The organism is Megasphaera sp. ASD88 (genome assembly GCF_002287425.1).
Classification (GTDB): Bacteria; Bacillota; Negativicutes; order Veillonellales; family Megasphaeraceae; genus Megasphaera; species Megasphaera stantonii.
On sequence record NZ_NQXW01000023.1, the window covers coordinates 20735 to 39498 of the forward strand.

Consider the following 18764-nt stretch of genomic DNA (forward strand, 5'->3'; position numbering starts at 1 on the left):
TCATGGGCTTTTTTTCAAAATTGCGCAAAGGTCTGGAAAAGACGAAGAAATCATTTATTCAGAATATTGAAACGGTCGTCCGCGGCTACGCCAAGATCGACGACGAAATGTACGAGGATTTGGAAGCGGTCATGCTGACCAGCGATATCGGCGTCGAAACAACGGATTACCTGCTGGGTAAAATCAGAGAAGGCGTCAAATCGAAAGAGATTCGCGACGGAAACGACGTCGTTCCTTATTTGGAAAAATGCGTCGTCGAGCTGCTGGAGGAAAACGCTGAGCCCATGCCGGACCGGACGGGGACGACGGAGGTCATCTTCATCGTCGGCGTCAACGGCGTCGGCAAGACGACGACTATCGGCAAGCTGGCCAAGTATTACACCCAGCAGGGGAAAAAGGTCATGCTGGCCGCCGGTGATACGTTCCGCGCCGCTGCGTCGGAGCAGCTGACGATTTGGGCCGAACGGAACGACGTGCCTATCGTAAAGCATCAGGAAGGAGCCGACGCGGCGGCCGTCGTATTCGACGCTACGACTTCGGCTAAGGCCAGGGGCATCGACGTACTCCTCGTCGATACGGCCGGACGGCTTCACACGAAATCAAACCTCATGGAAGAGCTGCGGAAGATGGCCCGCGTGGCCGGCCGCAACATCGACGGCGCGCCTCATGAAACGCTGCTGGTCCTCGACGCGACGACGGGACAGAACGCCGTCAGCCAGGCCAAGCTGTTCGGCGATGTCGTGCCCCTGACGGGCGTCGTGCTGACCAAGCTCGACGGCACGGCCAAGGGCGGCATTATCTTGTCTATCAAGCGGGAATTGGGCGTGCCTGTCCGCTGGGTCGGCGTCGGCGAAGGTGCTGACGACCTGCGGCCCTTCGACGCGGCTCAATTTGCCGATGCGCTGTTCGATAAAAACGTAACGCAGCGGGAACAGGAAGAAGACTAGGAGGGACGAGCTATGTACGTAGGTAACTTAAAGCAGTGGGAAAAAGAAATTCCGTATGTGCCGGCGGGTTTAGCCCGGTGGATAGAAAAGCTGGCGTCATACGATTTGGCTTCGCTGGCACCGGGCCGTCACGACTTGGGCGACGGCAACTACATGAACGTCGACGTCGGCGAAACCCATCCGGCGTCGGAACGGACGATGGAAGCCCATCGCGAGTACATCGACATCCAGACGGTCATTGAAGGCGATGAAATTATCGGCTATCAGCCCATTCGCAACGCCGGCGCCGTCGTGGAAGACCGCTCGGCGTCCGATGCCTGGTTTTATAATCCCCGCATTGGCGAAGATACGGTAATCCGCATGGTCCCTGGGACCTTCGCCGTCTTTACGCCTGCCGACGGCCATCGCTGCCTCTGCGCTCCCGACGGAAAGGGGAAGCCGATTAAAAAGGCCATCATGAAAATACGCATTGCGTCTTTGGGAAAGGCATACTAACGGATGATCGTCGGAAACTTAAAAAGAAATAAAAGTTTTCATCACCCAGATAATTTCTATTGACTAATAAGATAGAGTATATTAAACTATAAATTGGTACTGAGTTTTCATTTTTAGTTTACTATATTACATAGGATGTGTTGAAATGGCGGCAGATATTCGAGAAAAGATCATTGCCGAAGCTTTGCATGAAATCAACCGCCGCGGCGCGGATTTTCATATGGATGATTTGGCTCGAAACCTTCGCATCAGTAAGCGCACGCTGTACGAGCATTTTTCATCGAAGCAGGAAATTATTGAGAAATCGATGCTTTCTTTAATCGACGACATACATGAACAGCATGTGGCCCTGCTGGCGAATACGGAGATGACGACGGAAGAAAAAATCATAAACTTCTTCAACGTAAAGACGCATTATATCTCTGTCCTTTCCGTTCGCAAGACCGATGAAATCCTGCGCAAGATGCCCGAGGTCTGCGCCGCGCTGGAAGAACGGCGCCGCATGGATTGGGCGCTGCTGAGCCAGTTGTTCGAACAAGCGCAGCAGGAAGATTCCTTTAAGGAAGTCGATAAGTTTCTTCTGATTCACATGCTGCACAGCGCTTCCGATGATATATTGGAATACTTCGACGAGTCGGAACATGAATCTTCTTTTTCCGAATATATGGAAAAATGTATCCGTGTAATTTTATACGGAATAAAAAGACAGGAGGCAAGTAACGAATGATACACAAACATAAGGTATTCACGATGGGCGTGACGGTGCTGACTGTCGCGTCGTTATTGGCAGGGTGCGGCTCTCAGGAGGCCGGGCAGAAGGCGCCTGTCGCCGTCAATACGTATAAGGTAACGGCGGAAGACACGCCTGTGCGGGCCGAGTACAGCGGCACGGTCATTGCGACGGATAAGGTTCCTGTACGCGCTAAGATTTCCGGCCGCGTCGTTGAAAAATACGTGCAGGGCGGCCAGCAGGTCACGGCGGGGCAGCCTTTATTCCGTATCGACAGCCGCGAATACGATGCGGCTTTGGAAAACGCCAAGGCCAACCGGGCTCAGGCTGCGGCCAATCTGGCCAATCAGCAGCTCAACCTGCGCCGGTATCAGCAGCTGGTCGAGCAGGACGCGATTTCCGTTCAGACACTGACGGATCAGGAAGCGGCGACGCGGCAGCAGCAGGCTGTGCTGGAAGCCAACGACGCGCTGGTGCAATCTGCTCAGGATAACGTCGACGATACGATCGTATACGCTCCGTTCAGCGGCAAGCTCAACGTCGACGACGTAGCCGTCGGCACGTACGCTACAGCCGGCCAGACCGACTTGGTGACGATTTCTACGTTAGATCCTGTGTACGTAGAATTCTCCGTCAGCGAAGCGGAATACCTGCAGATGATGAAGAAGCGGTCGGACGAACCGGGCAGCTGGGGAGACCATCTGCAGCTGCGCCTGAGTGACGGCTCTATGTACGCCTATGAAGGCCACGTCGTGCAGATTAACCACGGCATGGACGGCAATTCCGGCTCCATCATTATCAAAGCGCAGTTTGAAAATCCGCAGAACCTCCTGATTCCGGGCTTGTACGCTACCGTCGTTTCTGACACGCAGGTACAGCAGCACGCCGTCATGGTTCCGCAGCGCGCCGTACAGCAGACCCTGGGCCGCTACTTCGTCTCAGTCATCGACAGCGAAGGCAAGGCGCAGAATAAGCCCGTTACGCCGGGTCAGAAGGTCGGCAAGTTCTGGATTATCAACGAAGGCATCAGCGACGGCGACCTCATCATCGTCGACGGCTACCAGAAAGCTACGGGCGGCGCGACGCTCGATCAGCACTTGCTGACAAAAGCCGAAATTGAAAGCGGCTCCGATATAGCTGTGAAAACAGAAAGTAAATAGGGGGCGAGAGAGTGATATCAAAATTCTTTATTGACAGGCCGATCTTCGCCATCGTCATATCGTTGATCATATCGATTGCCGGTCTCTTGGCGATGATGTCCCTGCCTGTCGCAAAATATCCGAACGTTACGCCTCCGCAGGTCAGCGTGTCCGCGACCTATACAGGCGCTAACGCCGAAGTTATCAGTGATACCGTCGCCAGCGTCATCGAACGCCAGATGATCGGCGTCGACGACATGGTAAACATGTCCAGCTCCAGTAACGACAGCGGCCGGTATTCCCTGACCGTCCAGTTCGAAACGGGCAGTAACGACGACATGGACACGGTTAATACGCAGAACCGCGTCAGCCAGGTTCAGGCGACATTGCCGCAGGAAGTTACGGCAACAGGCGTTACGGTCCAGAAATCGACGAGTTCTACGGCTATGGTTTTCGCCTTGTATTCCCCGAACGGTACTTATGACGCCACGTTCATGAAGAACTATGCAACGCAGTTCTTTATGGATGCCTTGAAATCCGTTTCCGGCGTCGGCAACGTCGAAGAATTCGGCTCTGACTACGCCATGCGTATCTGGATGGATCCGCTGAAGATGAATATCCTTCAGGTTACGCCGACGGATATTATTTCCGCTATTGAAGGCCAGAATATTCAGGCTGCCGTCGGCTCCATCGGTTCGCAGCCGACGACAAACAATCAGACGTACCAGTATACGATGCGCGCTGAAGGCCGTCTCCAGACTGCCGAACAATTCCGAGATGTCATCGTCCGTACCAATCCGGACGGAACGATGGTTCGCGTCGGCGATGTCGCCACGGTAGAATTGGGTGCAAAGGATTATAACGTGGAAGGCAACTTCAACGGCCAGCCTCAGGCCGGCTTCATGGTCAGCCTGACGTCAGACGCCAATGCTATGCAGACTGTAAGCGGCGCGCGGGAAGTATTGGAAGAAGCTAAAAAATCCTTCCCATCCGACTTGGATTACCGTATTATTTACGACAGCACGAAGTTCGTATCGGCGTCTATCAACGAAGTTATTCACACCTTTGTGGAAGCGCTGCTCCTCGTAGCGGCTATCGTATACTTGTTCCTCCAGAGCGGTCGGTCGACGCTGATCCCGCTGATCGCCGTTCCTGTATCGCTGCTCGGGACCTTTGCCTGCTTTACGATTTTAGATTTCTCCATTAATACCCTGACCTTGTTCGCCATGGTTTTGGCCATCGGCCTTCTCGTCGACGATGCCATCGTCGTTATCGAAGCTGTCGAATATGAAATCAAGTACAACAACAAGGGGCCGAGGGAAGCGACGATCATCGCCATGCAGAACGTACAGAACCCGGTTATCGGCGTTGCCTGCGTACTGGCGTCCGTATTTATCCCAGTCGGCTTCCTGAGCGGCATGAGCGGTATTTTGTACCGGCAGTTTGCCTTTACGATTGCTATTTCCGTGGCCATTTCGGCCTTCGTCGCCCTGACGCTGACGCCGGCCATGTGCGCCTCTATCCTGAAGGTTCATAAACCGACGGAAAATCCGAAAGGCATCTTTAAATTTTTCCAGCAGTTCAATCGTGCTTTTGAACGCATGACGAACTGGTACGGTATCCGTCTGGTGCACTTGAACCGGCGCATCAAGTGGAGCGTCGCTTTCCTGATTATGATTTCCGGCATTTCCGGATTCTTGTTCACCATCATTCCGACAGGCTTCGTGCCTTCGGAAGATAACGGCTTCGTCATCGTCAGCACGACCTTGCCGGAAGGCACGTCCCAGACGATTACCAAGCAGATTGCCGTCGATTTGGGCAACTGGATTGAACAGCAGCCCGGCGTTACGCAGTCCATGAATATCGTTGGCTACAACATGCTGGCCGGCGGCGCTAAGACGAACGGCGCTACGGCTTTCGTCGGCATGGAAGACTGGGATCAGCGTAAAGATCCGAGCATGTCCGTTGACGCGCTGGTAGGCAAGATCATGGCTCACGGTGCGCAGATTCCCCAGGCATCTATCGTCGCCATCAACCCGCCGCCTATTGACGGCATGGGCATTTCTGCCGGCTTTACGCTGCACATCGAAAACCGCGGCGGCCATACGACGGACGAATTGATGGAAACGGCCAATAAATTTATTGCCGAAGCGGCGAAACGGCCGGAAATCGGCTCCGTCTATACGGCCTTTTCCAACGATACGCCGGGGTATTACCTCGACGTAGACCGCGACATGGTTGCCAGAGAAGGCGTATCTATGAGCTCTGTATACCAGACTTTGCAGTCTTTCTACGGCTCGTACCAGATCAACGACTTCACTATTTTCGGACGTAACTTTAAGGTCGTCATCCAGGCAGCTCCGCAGTTCCGTGAAACCGTCGACGGCAACAAGAACCTCTACGTCCGCAATTCCAATAACGAGCTCATTTCCGTGGCCAACTTCGTACGGCCTCGTCCAATTGGCTCGGCTTCTATTATCACTCGTTTCAACGACTATCCGGCCATTAAGATCATGGGCGCTCCGGCTGCCGGCCAGAGCTCCGGCGATGCGCTGAAAGCCCTGCAGGAAGTCGCCGCCGATACGCTCGGCGAAGGCTACACCTATGAATGGGCCGACATGAGCCGTGAAGAAGTCGAAGCCGGCAACAAGACGATTTACGTCTTCGGTCTGGCTATCCTCTTCGTATTCCTCGTATTGGCAGCCTTGTACGAAAGCTGGAAGGTACCGTTCGCCGTACTGTTCAGCGTGCCGGCCGGCTTGTTCGGCGCGACGCTGTTCACGTACATCTTCGACCAGACGAACAACATTTACTTCCAGATCGGTATTCTCGCCGTTATCGGTTTGGCGGCTAAAAACGCCATCCTGATTATCGAATACGCTAAAGTCCGTGTCGATGAACGCGGCATGGATCCCGTATCGGCGGCGATTGAAGCGGCGAAGATTCGTCTCCGTCCTATCGTCATGACGTCCCTGGCCTTCGTCGTAGGCTCTATCCCGTTGGCTCTTGCTACGGGCGCCGGCGCGGCATCCCGTGTCACCATGGGTATCGTCGTCGTCTTCGGTACGTCTATGGCGACGATTCTGGGCGTATTCCTCATTCCGATGCTGTTCATCCTCGTTGAAAAAATCGGCCATCAGCCGGTGAAGAAGAAACAGACCATCGGCAGATTAGGTGATATGTAAGAGTATTGTATCTGCAGCTTCCCTTTTGACTGGAAGGGCGATACTGGATTTACGTTTTTGGCTCAGCGGTGCTGCCTTGTGCAGCACCGTTGGCTGAAAGCGCAGAAAAGGAGTTCTCGTGGGTATGTTCCCGTGAGAACTCCTTTTCTGTATGCTCAATACGGTGTACGACAAAAAGCCGCATCGCTGCGATGCGGCTGTATGCGTCGTATATGCAGTTATCTGCCTTGCAGCAGTTTTTCTTTTAATTCCAAATAGCGCGTCGTATAATACGGCTTGAGCTGCGATTCCCGCAGGTCGTTGCCGAAGGAACGGCGGCTGACGGATAAGATTGGCGGGCATTGAATGCGCTTGGCGACGGCAAAGCCGGCGATGAGGCGCCACCATTTTTCCAAGTCGGCGATGAAGGACGCCGCGTCGGGAAAGAGGTCGCGCACCTTGATGGGGCAGCCGATGTGTTCTTCCAGCGTGCCGTCGGCATACCATTGGAGAATCGACTCCGGCGTCGCCCGCTGCCACCGTTCGATGAAGGCGGCGAAGAGGTAGTCGTGATAGGGATACACCAGGGGGTCGCCCTGGCCTTTGGTGATGTCCTGATTGGAAGACAGCTCGGCGCTGGGGACGATGTCGATAGAGCCGCGGGGAATGACTTCCCGTTTGAACACTTCGTCGTTCAAGTACCGGGCCAGGTCGTAGACCTGATGCTTCCACAAATCGGCCGTCGCGGCCAGGAAGCCGGCGCTGTCGCCGTACAGCGTAGCGTATCCGACAGACGATTCGGCCTTGTTGGCGTTGCAGGTGAAGACGCCGCCGAAAGCGGCTGCCGCTGCGGCCAGAATACGGCTGGAACGGTCCCGGGCCTGGATGTTTTCTTCAATGAAGCTGGTCAGCTCCAGACGGCCTGCTTCGACGTCGTTTTTATATAATACGGCGTCGCTGAATTGGCGGCGCGTCAATTCCAGGCTGTCCTGTACGGGAATGACCGTATACAGGCAGCCCAGGTTGTCGGCTAACTCCTTAGCCAGTCCCTTAGTCATTTCCGAGTTGTAGCAGCTGGGCATGTTGACTAAGAGGATGTGTTCCGGCGGAAGGACTGTGGCGTATAAGGCGGCGTTGACGGCCGAGTCGATGCCGCCCGATACGCCGATGACGACGTGATCCAGGCCGAGGGAGCCCATAAAGGATTTCAGGCCGTAATGCAGGCTGGCGTAGATGTCGGCCGTGCTGCCGCGCTGTTCGTTGACGTGGACCGGCGACGTGAAGACGTGGTTCTGCTCGTCGTATTCGACGATGGCCAGCTCTTCGCCGAAGGCGGCGCATTCGTAGTGAAGGCGGCCGTCCTTGTCGTAGGCGCTGCTGGAACCGTCGAAGGTGTAGACATTTTTGCCGTTGTTCTGGATGCCCGTGCAGTTGACGTATACGGCGGGCTTGCCGATTTCGCCGATGGCCTTGCCGAACAGGCGGTGACGCCGCTCCGTCTTGCCCTGCGTAAAGGGAGAGCTGGAAATGTTGACGAACAGGTCGATATCGTACGTATTGCCTAAGTACGACATGGGCTTGAAGGGATAGTTGTCGTCCCAGCTGTCTTCGCAGATGAGCGGGCCTACGCAGAGCTTCCGTCCGTCGGCGAAGGCGATGTGGACGGGCGACAAGAAGTCTTCCGGAAAGGCGCGCCGCTCCTGGGCCACTTCCATGAGGGATGTGAAATAGCGGATGTCGCTGAACTCCCGGTAGTTGGGAAGGAGCGTCTTAATGTAAAACGGATAGGGCGACCGTTCCGGCGACAGGAGCTTGCCGTCGCTGGCGATGAACATGGCGTTGTACTTGCGGGTCCGGCCGTCTAAGTTGACCCGGCCCGGTTCCTTGGCTACGTTGCCGTAGACGACGGTAATTCCTTCTGAAGCGGCCTGGATTTCTTCGCCGAAGCGGACGCAGTCGTCGATGAAGTCGGGCTGATCCCAGACGTCGCCGATAAAATAGCCCGGAATCGAAAGTTCCGGGAAGATAATCATGTCGCAGCCCTGCTGCTTAGCCTTGGAGATGGCTTTTTTCATGGCGGCGGTATTGAAGCGCGGGTCGCCGGCATGTATATCAAGCTGGGCGAGAGCAATTTTCAGCATAGATATGCCTCCCTGATAAATAATTTCATACCTATTATTATACTCCATAGGCGCCATTGTGAATAGAGAGGGCGGAAGATACGCCGCGTATGCCCGACAGGTCTAAGGCGACTGTGCAAAATCGCATAGCCTCATAGGGTGCGAAAAGGAGCGGCATGTAGTATAATTGTAGTGATATTACTTTCTGACTGAAGGAAAGAAGACTTACATGAACACTTTATTGACTATCTTAAACGCCAAGTTCATCCATTCCTCCCTGGCGCTGCGCTGCCTTTATACGGCGTGCCGCCGGCAGGGCGTCGCGGTGAAGACGGCGGAATATACGATCAATCAGCATGCCTATGACATTCTGCGCCGCATTTCCAAGTTCGACGCCGATATCATCGGCTTTTCCTGTTATATATGGAATATCGAAATGACCTGCCATATCATTTCCCTCATCAAGCAGGTGCGGCCGCAGACGATCGTCTTTGTCGGCGGGCCGGAAGTGTCCTATACGGCAGAGGAGATATTGCGGGACCATCCCGACATTGATTACGTACTTCAAGGTGAGGGAGAAGATATGGTGCCGGCCTTTCTGCAGGCCTTAGCGCGAGGCGAAGACGGGACGGCTGTACCGGGCGTCATGGGACGAGTCGGAGGCCAGATTCAGGGCAGTGATGCCTATCAGGAAGTGGCCGAGCTGGACCGTCTGCCCTTTCCCTATGAGGGGCAGGATTTTTCCCTGCTCGACCATAAGATCATGTATTACGAAAGCTCCCGCGGCTGCCCGTTTCACTGCCAATACTGCCTGTCGGGCATGAACGACGCCGTCCGCTTCCGCTCCGTGCCCCTCGTGCTGCAGGAGCTGGAACAGTTCGTCGCAGCCGGCGTGCATCAGGTCAAATTCGTCGACAGGACCTTCAACTGCAATCCGGCCCACTACCGGCCGCTGCTGCGCTATATGATTGACGTGATCGAAGATATCAACTTCCATTTGGAAATCGAGCCGGGCCTGCTCATGGACGAAGACCTGGAGCTGCTGGCAGCGGCTCCTAAAGGGCGTATCCAGCTGGAGATGGGCATTCAGTCGACCCACGAGCCGACGCTGCAGGCTATTCGGCGGCACAACGACTGGCCGCGCATCGAGCATATTATGGAACGGCTCTTGGCATGCGGAAACATCCACCTGCATCTGGATTTGATTGTCGGTCTTCCTTATGAGGATTTCGGCCGCCTGCGCCAGTCGTTTAACGATATATACGCTCTCAGGCCCCACAAGCTGCAGATTGGTTTTTTGAAGCTCCTCAAGGGCTCGGGCATCCGCCGCGATTACGGCGGCGACTACCGCTATGACCCGCAGGGGCCTTACGAAGTGCTGGAAACGACGTGGCTGCCTTATGAACGGGTGCGGTACATGAAGGTCTTTGAGGACGTCTTTGAACGAACCTATAATTCGGGAAAATTTACCTGTCTTTTGTCCTATGTATCCCGAATCTACGCCCGGGATTATTTTGCTTTGTACGAAGGCCTGACCGACGAATGGCTGGCCCTGGGGTACGACGAGCAGGCCCTGTCGGACGAGGGGCTCTGCCAGTTCTTGTGGCATTGCTGCCGGGACAGGCTGGGCCTGACGGAAGAACAGCAGGCTGTCGCGGCGGACTTGCTGGCACTGGATATGCAGGTATGCTTCCAGTTCCGCTATCATGCCGGCTTTTTGGGCTGGCAGGAAGCGCCTCGCGAAGAGACGGACGCTATGTTCCGCGACGAGGAATGGCTGCGCCAGTATGTACCCGATTACGTTTTCACGAGCTGGCGCGACGTCAAGATGCGCTGCCGCGTCTGGCCCGTCGGCAGGGATACGCTGGACGAGCTGCGGCGCTATACAGCTATCCCTGAAGGAGGCGCCTATGTTCTGGCAGAAAAACGAAAGGGCGGCGTATCGTGGCAGATCGTGCCGCCTAAACACAGTACAGGGGAATTTAAGATATGAACGAACGATATAATGTATATTCGACGTATTTGAAAGAACGGTACGGCGAAAAGGTATATAAGCTGCCCATCAGCATTCCCGATACGTGCCCGAACCGCGACGGCACGCTGGGCACGCGGGGCTGCGCCTTCTGCGGCTCCATCGGCGCAGGGTATGAAAACCTGCCGGCCGACATGACCATACAGCGGCAGATAGAGGCCAACATCGCCCATATCCAGCCTAAATACAAGGCCAATAAATTCATCGCCTATTTCCAGAATTTCACCAATACCTATATCCGGCCCGACGTGTTCCGCCAATACCTCATCGAAGCCTGCCGGCCCGACATCGTCGGCATCGCCGTCGCGACGCGGCCGGACTGCGTCAATACGACGTATTTCGATATTATGGCGGAAATCAAGGAGACCTACGGCGTAGATATCCTCGTCGAGTTCGGCTTGCAGACGGTTAACTACAAGACGCTGCAGAAAATCAACCGGGGCCACACGCTGGCCGAATACATCGACGCCATGATGATGATACAGGCCTATCCCTTTCGCAACTGCACCCACGTCATATTGGACTTGCCCTGGGATACGATGGAAGACGTCGTCGAGACGGCCAAGATTATTTCCGCCCTGCCGACGCACGAAATCAAGCTCCATGCCCTGTACATCATCAAGAATACCGTCATGGCCGATTGGTACAAGACCGGGGAGATACAGCTCATTTCCGCCGAAGAATACGTAGACCGCGTCGTGACCTTTTTGGAATACACGCGGCCGGACATCGTGTTCCAGCGGCTCATCGGCCGGGCGCCGAAGGAGGCGACGGAATTTGCTAACTGGGGTATGGGCTGGTGGAAAATCCGCGATATGATCGACGCTGAGCTCGTGCGGCGCGACACCCGTCAAGGAGCGAAATGCACGTACCTTCACGGAAAAGCCGTGCGGAAATTTACAGATTACTAACAAAGGGGACATGACCATTGCCTATGGAAAAACGATTTATCTTTTCGGACTTGTCCGAGGCCAAAGCCGTGCTGGGCATGAAGGACGAATTTTTAAAGACCATACAGAAGGAATTTCCTGACTGCCGCATTGCCTCCCGCGGCGACGAAGTGATTATTGTCGGCAGCGAGCCCGGCGTCAGCCAGGTGGAGACGGTGCTGCGCACGCTGCGGTACCTGTACCGGGAAAATACGTACATGACGACGCAGCACGTGCGCTACTCGTCGTCGCTGATCAAGCAGGGAAAGGAAGACCTGCTCCAGTCTATTTACGGCGACACGGTCAGCATTTCGGCCCGGGGACGGCTCATCAAGCCCAAGACGGCGGGACAGAAGCAGTACGTCGATTCCATACGGAAAAATCTCGTGACCTTCGGCATCGGCCCGGCCGGCACGGGCAAGACCTACCTGGCCGTAGCCTTGGCGTCGTATTATTTGAAGAACCGCGAAGTAGAGCGGATTATCCTGACCCGCCCGGCCGTAGAAGCCGGCGAAAAGCTGGGCTTTCTGCCCGGTGATTTGCAGGAGAAGATCGACCCGTACCTGCGGCCCCTTTACGATGCCTTGGCGGATATGTTCGGCTACGACCAGTTCCAGAAAATGGTGACCCGCAATATCATCGAGGTAGCGCCTCTGGCCTACATGCGCGGCCGGACGCTGGAGGAATCGTTTATCATCCTCGACGAAGCGCAGAATACGACGAAGGAGCAGATGAAGATGTTCCTGACCCGTATGGGCAACCATTCCCGCGTCGTCGTCAACGGCGACGTCACGCAGATAGACTTAGTAGACCGCAAGATGTCCGGCCTCATCGAAGCCCAGAAGGTCCTGCAGAACGTCCGCGGACTGGGCATGGTGTACTTTACCGACGAAGACGTCGTCCGTCACGACATGGTCGGGCGGATCATACGGGCATATGAAGATTTCTATAAAAAAGAATAGAAAGGTGGACCAGTATGAATATCAACATCAACTACGAAGACCCGTCGTTCCAGAACGACACGTACGAACAGGTAATCGAGCAGGTATGCCAGGAAGCGGCGCTCGTGTACGGCTTGGGGCCCAACGCGGAAATCAGCGTTCTCTTATGCCACAACGAATACATCCATGAGCTGAACAAGCAGTACCGCCAGATTGACCGTCCTACAGACGTCTTGTCCTTTGCCCTGAACGAAGGGGAAGACGACGGCTACGACGGCCCTGACGCGGCCCTTTTGGGCGACATCGTCATTTCCCTGGAAAAGGTGCAGGAGCAGGCCGAAGAATACGGCCATTCCTTTGAACGGGAGCTGGCCTATTTGACGATTCACGGCATGCTGCACATCCTCGGCTACGACCACATGGAGCCTGACGACAAAGCGGAAATGCGCAAGGAAGAGGAATTTATCCTCCACCGCCTGGGTTACGTCCGTCAGGGAGAAGAGTTATAATGGACGGGGAAAGCGTCCGCCTGCTCATCGAAGCGGCGAAAAAGGCCCGGGAAAAAGCTTATGCGCCGTACTCCCGGTTTTACGTCGGCGCGGCGGCTCTGGGAGAAGACGGCGTTATATATGCGGGCTGCAACGTAGAAAACAGCTCGTATGGCTTGTCGTGCTGCGCCGAGCGGAACGCCATATTCCGCGGCGTCGCCGCCGGCTGCCGGAAGTTTGAAGCTGTTGCCATTGTCGGCAGTGCCGACGATACGATGCCCTGCGGCGCGTGCCGGCAGGTCATGGCTGAATTCGGCGTGTCTTACGTCGTTGCGACCCGCGCCGACGGCGCCTACCGGGTACTGGCCCTTGAGGATTTGCTGCCCTTTGCCTTTACACTACAGGAAGAAACGGAATAAGGAGTATATATGGAAGAAAAAACTACGTTTAAATCGGGATTCGTCGCCGTCGTAGGCCGCCCGAACGTCGGCAAGTCGACGCTTATCAACCGCATTATCAAGCAGAAGGTATCTATCGTGTCCGATAAGGCTCAGACGACGCGCAACCGCATTTTATGCATTCATACCGACGAAGACTGCCAGATCGTGTTTCTCGACACGCCGGGCATCCACAAGCCGAAGCACAAGCTGGGCCAGTTCATGGATGAAGCGGCTTACCAGTCCCTCAAGGACATCGACGCCGTGCTGTTCCTTATTTCGGGCAACGAAAAGAAGGGCCCCGGTGACATGTTCGTTCTTGACAAGGTCAAGGACGCCGGCGTTCCCGTATTCCTCATCATCAACAAGGTCGATTTGATGAGCAAGGAAGAGATTTTCCAAAAAATTACGGAATACAACGCCCTGTATCCCTTTGAACAGATTATCCCCATATCGGCGCTGAACGGCGACAACGTGGACGCTGTACTGGACGAGCTGAAAAAGATACTGCAGGAAGGGCCGAAGTATTTCCCCGACGACATGATTACAGACCAGCCTGAACGGCTTCTCGTCGCGGAAATCGTCCGGGAAAAGTTGTTCCGATGCACGCGCGACGAAGTGCCCCACGCCATCGCCGCCTACGTGGAAGAGATGAAGCCCCGCGGCAGGAACAAGGTGTACATCCGCCTGACGATTTACGTCGAACGGGATTCGCAGAAGCGCATCGTCATCGGCAAGAACGGCTCGGTCCTGAAGGAAGTAGGCGAACAGGCCCGCCGGGAAATCGAAAACCTGCTGGGGTCGTCCGTATTTTTGGATATTTGGGTTAAAGTAAAGCACGACTGGCGCAATAAGGCGTCGGCCCTCAGCGAGCTAGGCTATAAGAACGAATAGGAGAGATGACTTATTGAACCGCAACTATTGCTGGAATGTTTTGTGATTTACTGCATATGCGTCCTTTGCAGTGCCGTCTGCGTTACAGGGAAATTTGCCTTTGCCCAGCTGCGCCGCGAATACATCGAAGAATTGGTGGAAGACGGCGACGAGAGCGCCAAGCCCCTGCTCAAGCTGTACGATAACCCGACCTTATTTTTAGGGACGGCCCAGCTGGGCATGGCCCTCTTCGGCCTCGTCGGCGGCGCGACGATCTATTTCGCCCTGTATAACGGATACGGCCAGTTTGTGCAGTATGCCGGCGAAGCGTGGATTGTCTGGGCGGCCTATGCCGTCGTCTGCATCGTCCTGTGCGGCATCGCCTGGGTATTTGGCGAGCTTATTCCCAAATCCATCGGCCTGCAGCGGGCAGAGCGGAGCCTGAAGGCTATCCGGCCGCTGATACAGCCGTGGAGCCGACTGCTTTACCCGCTCATCTGCCTGGGCAACTGGCTGGGCAAAGCCATTCTCCGCGGCCGCGATCTCGAGGTGACCAATGAAATCGACATGGCCCACTCGGAAGATGAAATCCGCATGCTCGTCACGGCCAGCCACAAGGAAGGGAAGATCGACCAGGTAGAAAGCGAGCTCATTGGCAACGTCTTTGATTTTGCCGACCGTCTGGCCCGGGAAATCATGATTCCCCGGCAGAATATCGTCTGCCTGTATTTGGAAGATACGATGAGCCAGCACATCGCGACGATACGCCAGTCCCGCCACACGCGGTACCCCTTGTGCGAAGAAGACAAGGACCACATTTTAGGGCTGATACACATCAAGGATTTGATGGATTTGTACATGCATAAGCAGACCAACCTCCGCCAAATCAAGCGGCCTATCCTGATGGTTCCGGAAATCATGCCGGCGTCCAAGCTCCTGCAGCTCATGCGGGCCCGGCGGACCTATCTGGCTATGGTCGTCGACGAATACGGCAGTACCGTCGGCCTCATTGGGCTGGAAGATATTCTGGAAGAGCTGGTCGGCAACATTAAAAACGAGCACAGCATGGAAAAAGAAGAAATCCAGCCTCTGGCAAACGGCGCCTATGAGTTTGCCGGCACCGTATTGCTGGAGGACGTGGAAGAGCTGCTCCACATACCTGTCGAAGAAGACGTCGACACGGATACTATCGGCGGCTATGTGTTCAACGTGCTGGGCCATACGCCTGTCGTCAAGGAAGAAGCCATTATCGGGACTTATCGCTTTGTCGTATTGGAAATGCAGCGGTTCCGCATTGCTCGCCTCAAGGCCGTGCCCATACCGCCGGAAGAATTGCCGCCGCCAGAGGGGGAAGGGGACCATGACAAGGAGTAACTATATTTTCCGCCCTGTCCGCCCGTACGACGGACTGATCCTTCAAGTGCAGAAGCGGGGGAAACAGCGCGTCCTGTCCGTCTTTACCCGGCAGGAAGGGCTGCTGCGGCTGTTTGTGTCCGAGCGGAGCCGCGGCCGCAGCGGCTCCGGGGCTTTTATGCCTTTGGGAGAAATTACCTTTGATGCGGCCGAACAAGGCGACGTCCTATCCCTGCGGGAATACGAATGCCGGGGAAACGAGGCCATGGTGAACCTGACGTGGGACCACTATGTGTATTCGCAGCTCTTCGTCGAAATGGTCCTGAACCTCACGCCGTACCGGCAGGCCGACGGCAACGTGTACGGCCTGCTCCTGCGCTACAGCCGCCTGTTGGCGGCCAAGGACCCGCGGGTCCTGACGATTATCGCCGGCTGGCAGCTGGCCGGACTGGCCGGGTTTTATCCCGACGTCGATACGGTGCGCGTGTTTTCGTCTTTCTATGGCCAGGGAAGATATTACTTCGGCGACGAAGGGCTGGCGGAAATGCAGGAAGAGAAGTTGTCGCCGGAGATCCAGCAGCTTTGGAAGCGCCTGCTGCGATACCGATGGGAACGGGAGGAGACGCTGCGTTTCAGCGCCAAGGGCTTGGCAGCACTGGAATGGCTATTGTACAGCTACGTCGAGCAATGCAGTGAAAAAAAGCTGCAATCATTAGTATTGCTGGAGCGTCCGTAAGAACGGTGAGAAAGAATCAAATCTTTCGACGCCGTTCTTTTTGTTTTTCTTGTCTTTTAGTCGGCCTATGGTATAATAAGGCTATTATTTTTTATACGCCTATCATTACGAAAGATAAAGGAGGGCATATGGTTAAGAATATGACGGCAGGCAGCCCCATACGCCTGATCTTGTCTTTTACCGTTCCCCTGCTGATTGGGAACGTATTTCAGCAATTTTATAATATTGCCGACATCATCATCGTCGGACGGACCATCGGCGTCCATGCTCTGGCGGCAGTCGGCGCGTCGGGACCGTTGTTCATGGCCCTGTTGGGCCTGACCATCGGCTTGACGTCGGGATTTTCCGTCGTTACGGGGCAGCGGTTCGGAGCCAACGACGACGAAGGCGTGCGCCGTTCCGTCGCCATGTCGGCTATGCTGGCCGTCGGATTGACGGTCTTGCTGACGACGATTGCGGCTTGGCAGATGCCCCTGCTCATGGAGCTCATGAATATTTCTGACGAGCTCTATGACGATTCGTACAGTTATATCATCATCATTACCTACGGCATCGTCGCCATGATGATGTACAATCTCCTGGCCTGTATCTGCCGGGCCTTGGGCGACAGCCGTACGCCTCTGTATTTTCTCATCTTGTCGTCTGTCTTGAACGTCGTCCTGGCTCTGGTATTTATCATGCAGTTCGGCTGGGGCGTGCCCGGTTCGGCTATCGCCTTGGTCATCGCTCAGGGCGTGTCGGCTCTGCTGTGCTTCTTTTATATGCGCCGCCGCTTTCCCATGCTGCGACTGCGCCGCGGCGACTGGGCCTTCGACAGGGAATTTGCATGGCAGCATCTGCGCCTTGGCCTGCCCATGGCCATGCAGTTCATGATTATTTCCCTGGGGATTTTAGCCATCCAGTCGGTCTGCAATACCTTTGGCCCTGAAACCATTGCCGGCTTCGTATCGGCGACGCGGATTGAACAGCTGGCTCTGCAGCCTATGATTTCCTTCGGCATCGCCATGGCTGTCTACTCGGCGCAGAATTACGGCGCTCAGAAGTACGACCGCATCCGAAAGGGTGTCCGGCAGTGTTCCCTCGTGTCGCTGTGCTTCTGCTTGTTTGCTATTGGGGCTATGCTGTTTTACGGGCAGGAGCTGATTTCCGTCTTTACGACGGAGCACGACGACCTGCTCCTGCAGCAGGCCATGCTGTACTTGCACACGTCTGTGCCCTTTTATATTTTTCTCGGGCAGATCTTTGTCTACCGTAACGCCTTGCAGGGCATGGGGATTTCCAGCGTGCCGCTTATCAGCAGCATCATCGAGCTGGTATTCCGCGGCCTGTCGGCCTTCGTTTTGGCCGGCATGTGGGGATTTTTCGGCATCTGCTGTGCCAGCCCGATCTGCTGGGTCGCAGCCTGCCTGTTTACGGCGGGAAGTTACTTCTACGTACAGCACACGATGCGGAAGATCAGAAGGTAGTTATGTATTCGTTTTATGAGGAGGAATGGATATGAGCAAGCTCGTCGTCGTCATTCAATGTCATTTGGTCATGAACCGCTGCAGCGGGTATCCCTGTATGGATGCCTTTTACAAGCGCGAAGGCGCTTTTGCGTCCTATGAAGAAGACGTCCGCTATATGCCTGTCACCTGCGGCGGCTGCTGCGGCGCCGAAGTAGCGGCCAAGCTGGAAAATCTGACGAAGCATTTGAAGCGCCGCGGCGAACGAAAGGAAGACGTCGTCATCCATTTCGCTTCGTGCGTCTGTTCCGATAACTCCCATCGGCCGCCTTGCCCCCATTTGGATTACATGCGGCAAATCGCAGAGCGCAAAGGCTATTCCGTCGTCCTGGGCTCGTATATATCGAACGCGGCGACGAAAAAGCGGGAAGCTGGGATTTATAAAACGTTTTAATATAGATAGAACAAAACAGAGCAGAGCAGCGGAAGATGCAATAGCAATGGCTGCTCTGTTTTTTTCTAGATACAATATATTTTTATTAAGTTTAATTTTATTTAATTAATAATTGACAAATGAAATTATATTTAATATAATCGGCTTAAATAAAATGTGCTTAAAAAATGACTAGGAAAAACTTGCCTTAGTGTAGAAGGGCTGTATTGACAGCACATTTACGGTTTAACAAAAAATAATTGATTACATTTTTTACTGTAGGTAAATTGCAAGTTGAATTTGAACAACCATAATCAGGAAACACACTCACTAGCATAAACTTCATCGAGGAATGCATCAAATAGCTCTGACGGCGTATGGTAGCCCAAAACACGCCGTGGGCGCTGGTTCAGCGTATCTGCCATGTTCAGGATATCCTCATCAGAGAACCGCTCCATGGACATGCCCTTTGGGATGAAATCCCTCAGCAGGCCATTGTGGC

16 protein-coding genes are annotated in these 18764 nt (G+C 54.8%); 15 read left to right on the top strand and 1 reads right to left on the bottom strand.

The genetic code is table 11. From position 1 onward, the window contains the following. Positions 1-2 precede the first annotated feature (2 nt). The 5 genes from ftsY to CJ260_RS10390 all read left to right on the top strand — a co-directional run bounded on the left by ftsY (position 3) and on the right by CJ260_RS10390 (position 6496). Positions 3-947 carry a signal recognition particle-docking protein FtsY gene (ftsY, locus tag CJ260_RS10370; RefSeq protein WP_095630140.1) on the top strand — a complete coding sequence of 315 codons (945 nt, stop codon included), beginning with the start codon at positions 3-5 and terminating at the stop codon, positions 945-947. A gap of 12 nt (positions 948-959) precedes the next feature. Beyond that, positions 960-1442, top strand: coding sequence for a YhcH/YjgK/YiaL family protein (locus CJ260_RS10375; RefSeq protein ID WP_095630141.1), 483 nt, complete (start codon positions 960-962; stop codon positions 1440-1442). Between the two features lie 145 nt (positions 1443-1587). Continuing rightward, positions 1588-2169 (top strand): TetR/AcrR family transcriptional regulator, encoded by a 582-nt coding sequence (locus CJ260_RS10380; RefSeq protein ID WP_087477527.1) that lies wholly within the window; start codon positions 1588-1590, stop codon positions 2167-2169. Beyond that, positions 2166-3332 (top strand): efflux RND transporter periplasmic adaptor subunit, encoded by a 1167-nt coding sequence (locus tag CJ260_RS10385; RefSeq protein ID WP_087477526.1) that lies wholly within the window; start codon positions 2166-2168, stop codon positions 3330-3332. The genes CJ260_RS10380 and CJ260_RS10385 overlap by 4 nt, the downstream gene beginning before the upstream one ends. A gap of 11 nt (positions 3333-3343) precedes the next feature. Continuing rightward, positions 3344-6496, top strand: coding sequence for an efflux RND transporter permease subunit (locus CJ260_RS10390; protein WP_095630142.1), 3153 nt, complete (start codon positions 3344-3346; stop codon positions 6494-6496). 218 nt (positions 6497-6714) lie between these two features. On the opposite strand, the gene nadE is transcribed toward CJ260_RS10390, so the two are convergent. Continuing rightward, positions 6715-8616 (bottom strand): NAD(+) synthase, encoded by a 1902-nt coding sequence (nadE, locus tag CJ260_RS10395; protein ID WP_095630143.1) that lies wholly within the window; start codon positions 8614-8616, stop codon positions 6715-6717. 208 nt (positions 8617-8824) lie between these two features. On the opposite strand from nadE, the gene CJ260_RS10400 reads away from it, so the two are divergent. From CJ260_RS10400 to CJ260_RS10445, 10 genes are all read left to right on the top strand, one after another. Then, positions 8825-10588, top strand: coding sequence for a B12-binding domain-containing radical SAM protein (locus tag CJ260_RS10400; protein WP_095630144.1), 1764 nt, complete (start codon positions 8825-8827; stop codon positions 10586-10588). Continuing rightward, on the top strand, positions 10585-11538 hold the full coding sequence (locus CJ260_RS10405) for a TIGR01212 family radical SAM protein (protein WP_095630145.1): 954 nt from the start codon (positions 10585-10587) through the stop codon (positions 11536-11538). The genes CJ260_RS10400 and CJ260_RS10405 overlap by 4 nt, the downstream gene beginning before the upstream one ends. Before the next feature lie 23 nt (positions 11539-11561). Next, a complete protein-coding gene (locus CJ260_RS10410; RefSeq protein ID WP_095630146.1) occupies positions 11562-12518 on the top strand; it encodes a PhoH family protein in 957 nt (318 codons plus the stop codon). A gap of 14 nt (positions 12519-12532) precedes the next feature. Beyond that, on the top strand, positions 12533-13006 hold the full coding sequence (gene ybeY / locus CJ260_RS10415; RefSeq protein ID WP_087477520.1) for an rRNA maturation RNase YbeY: 474 nt from the start codon (positions 12533-12535) through the stop codon (positions 13004-13006). Beyond that, the gene (locus tag CJ260_RS10420; protein WP_095630147.1) at positions 13006-13404 is read left to right on the top strand and encodes a cytidine deaminase; all 399 of its coding nucleotides are present in this window, start codon (positions 13006-13008) and stop codon (positions 13402-13404) included. Before ybeY ends, CJ260_RS10420 begins: the two co-directional genes overlap by 1 nt. Before the next feature lie 9 nt (positions 13405-13413). Further along, entirely contained in the window at positions 13414-14316 is a 903-nt protein-coding gene (era, locus tag CJ260_RS10425; RefSeq protein ID WP_087477518.1) for a GTPase Era, read from the top strand. Positions 14317-14358: 42 nt separating this feature from the next. Continuing rightward, positions 14359-15669 carry a hemolysin family protein gene (locus tag CJ260_RS10430; protein ID WP_369831752.1) on the top strand — a complete coding sequence of 437 codons (1311 nt, stop codon included), beginning with the start codon at positions 14359-14361 and terminating at the stop codon, positions 15667-15669. Continuing rightward, positions 15656-16384 carry a DNA repair protein RecO gene (locus CJ260_RS10435; RefSeq protein WP_095630149.1) on the top strand — a complete coding sequence of 243 codons (729 nt, stop codon included), beginning with the start codon at positions 15656-15658 and terminating at the stop codon, positions 16382-16384. Before CJ260_RS10430 ends, CJ260_RS10435 begins: the two co-directional genes overlap by 14 nt. Positions 16385-16512: 128 nt before the next feature. Beyond that, a complete protein-coding gene (locus tag CJ260_RS10440) occupies positions 16513-17850 on the top strand; it encodes an MATE family efflux transporter (RefSeq protein ID WP_198947447.1) in 1338 nt (445 codons plus the stop codon). A 31-nt stretch (positions 17851-17881) separates the two neighbouring features. Beyond that, positions 17882-18283 (top strand): CGGC domain-containing protein, encoded by a 402-nt coding sequence (locus CJ260_RS10445; protein ID WP_087477515.1) that lies wholly within the window; start codon positions 17882-17884, stop codon positions 18281-18283. Positions 18284-18764: the final 481 nt, after the last annotated feature.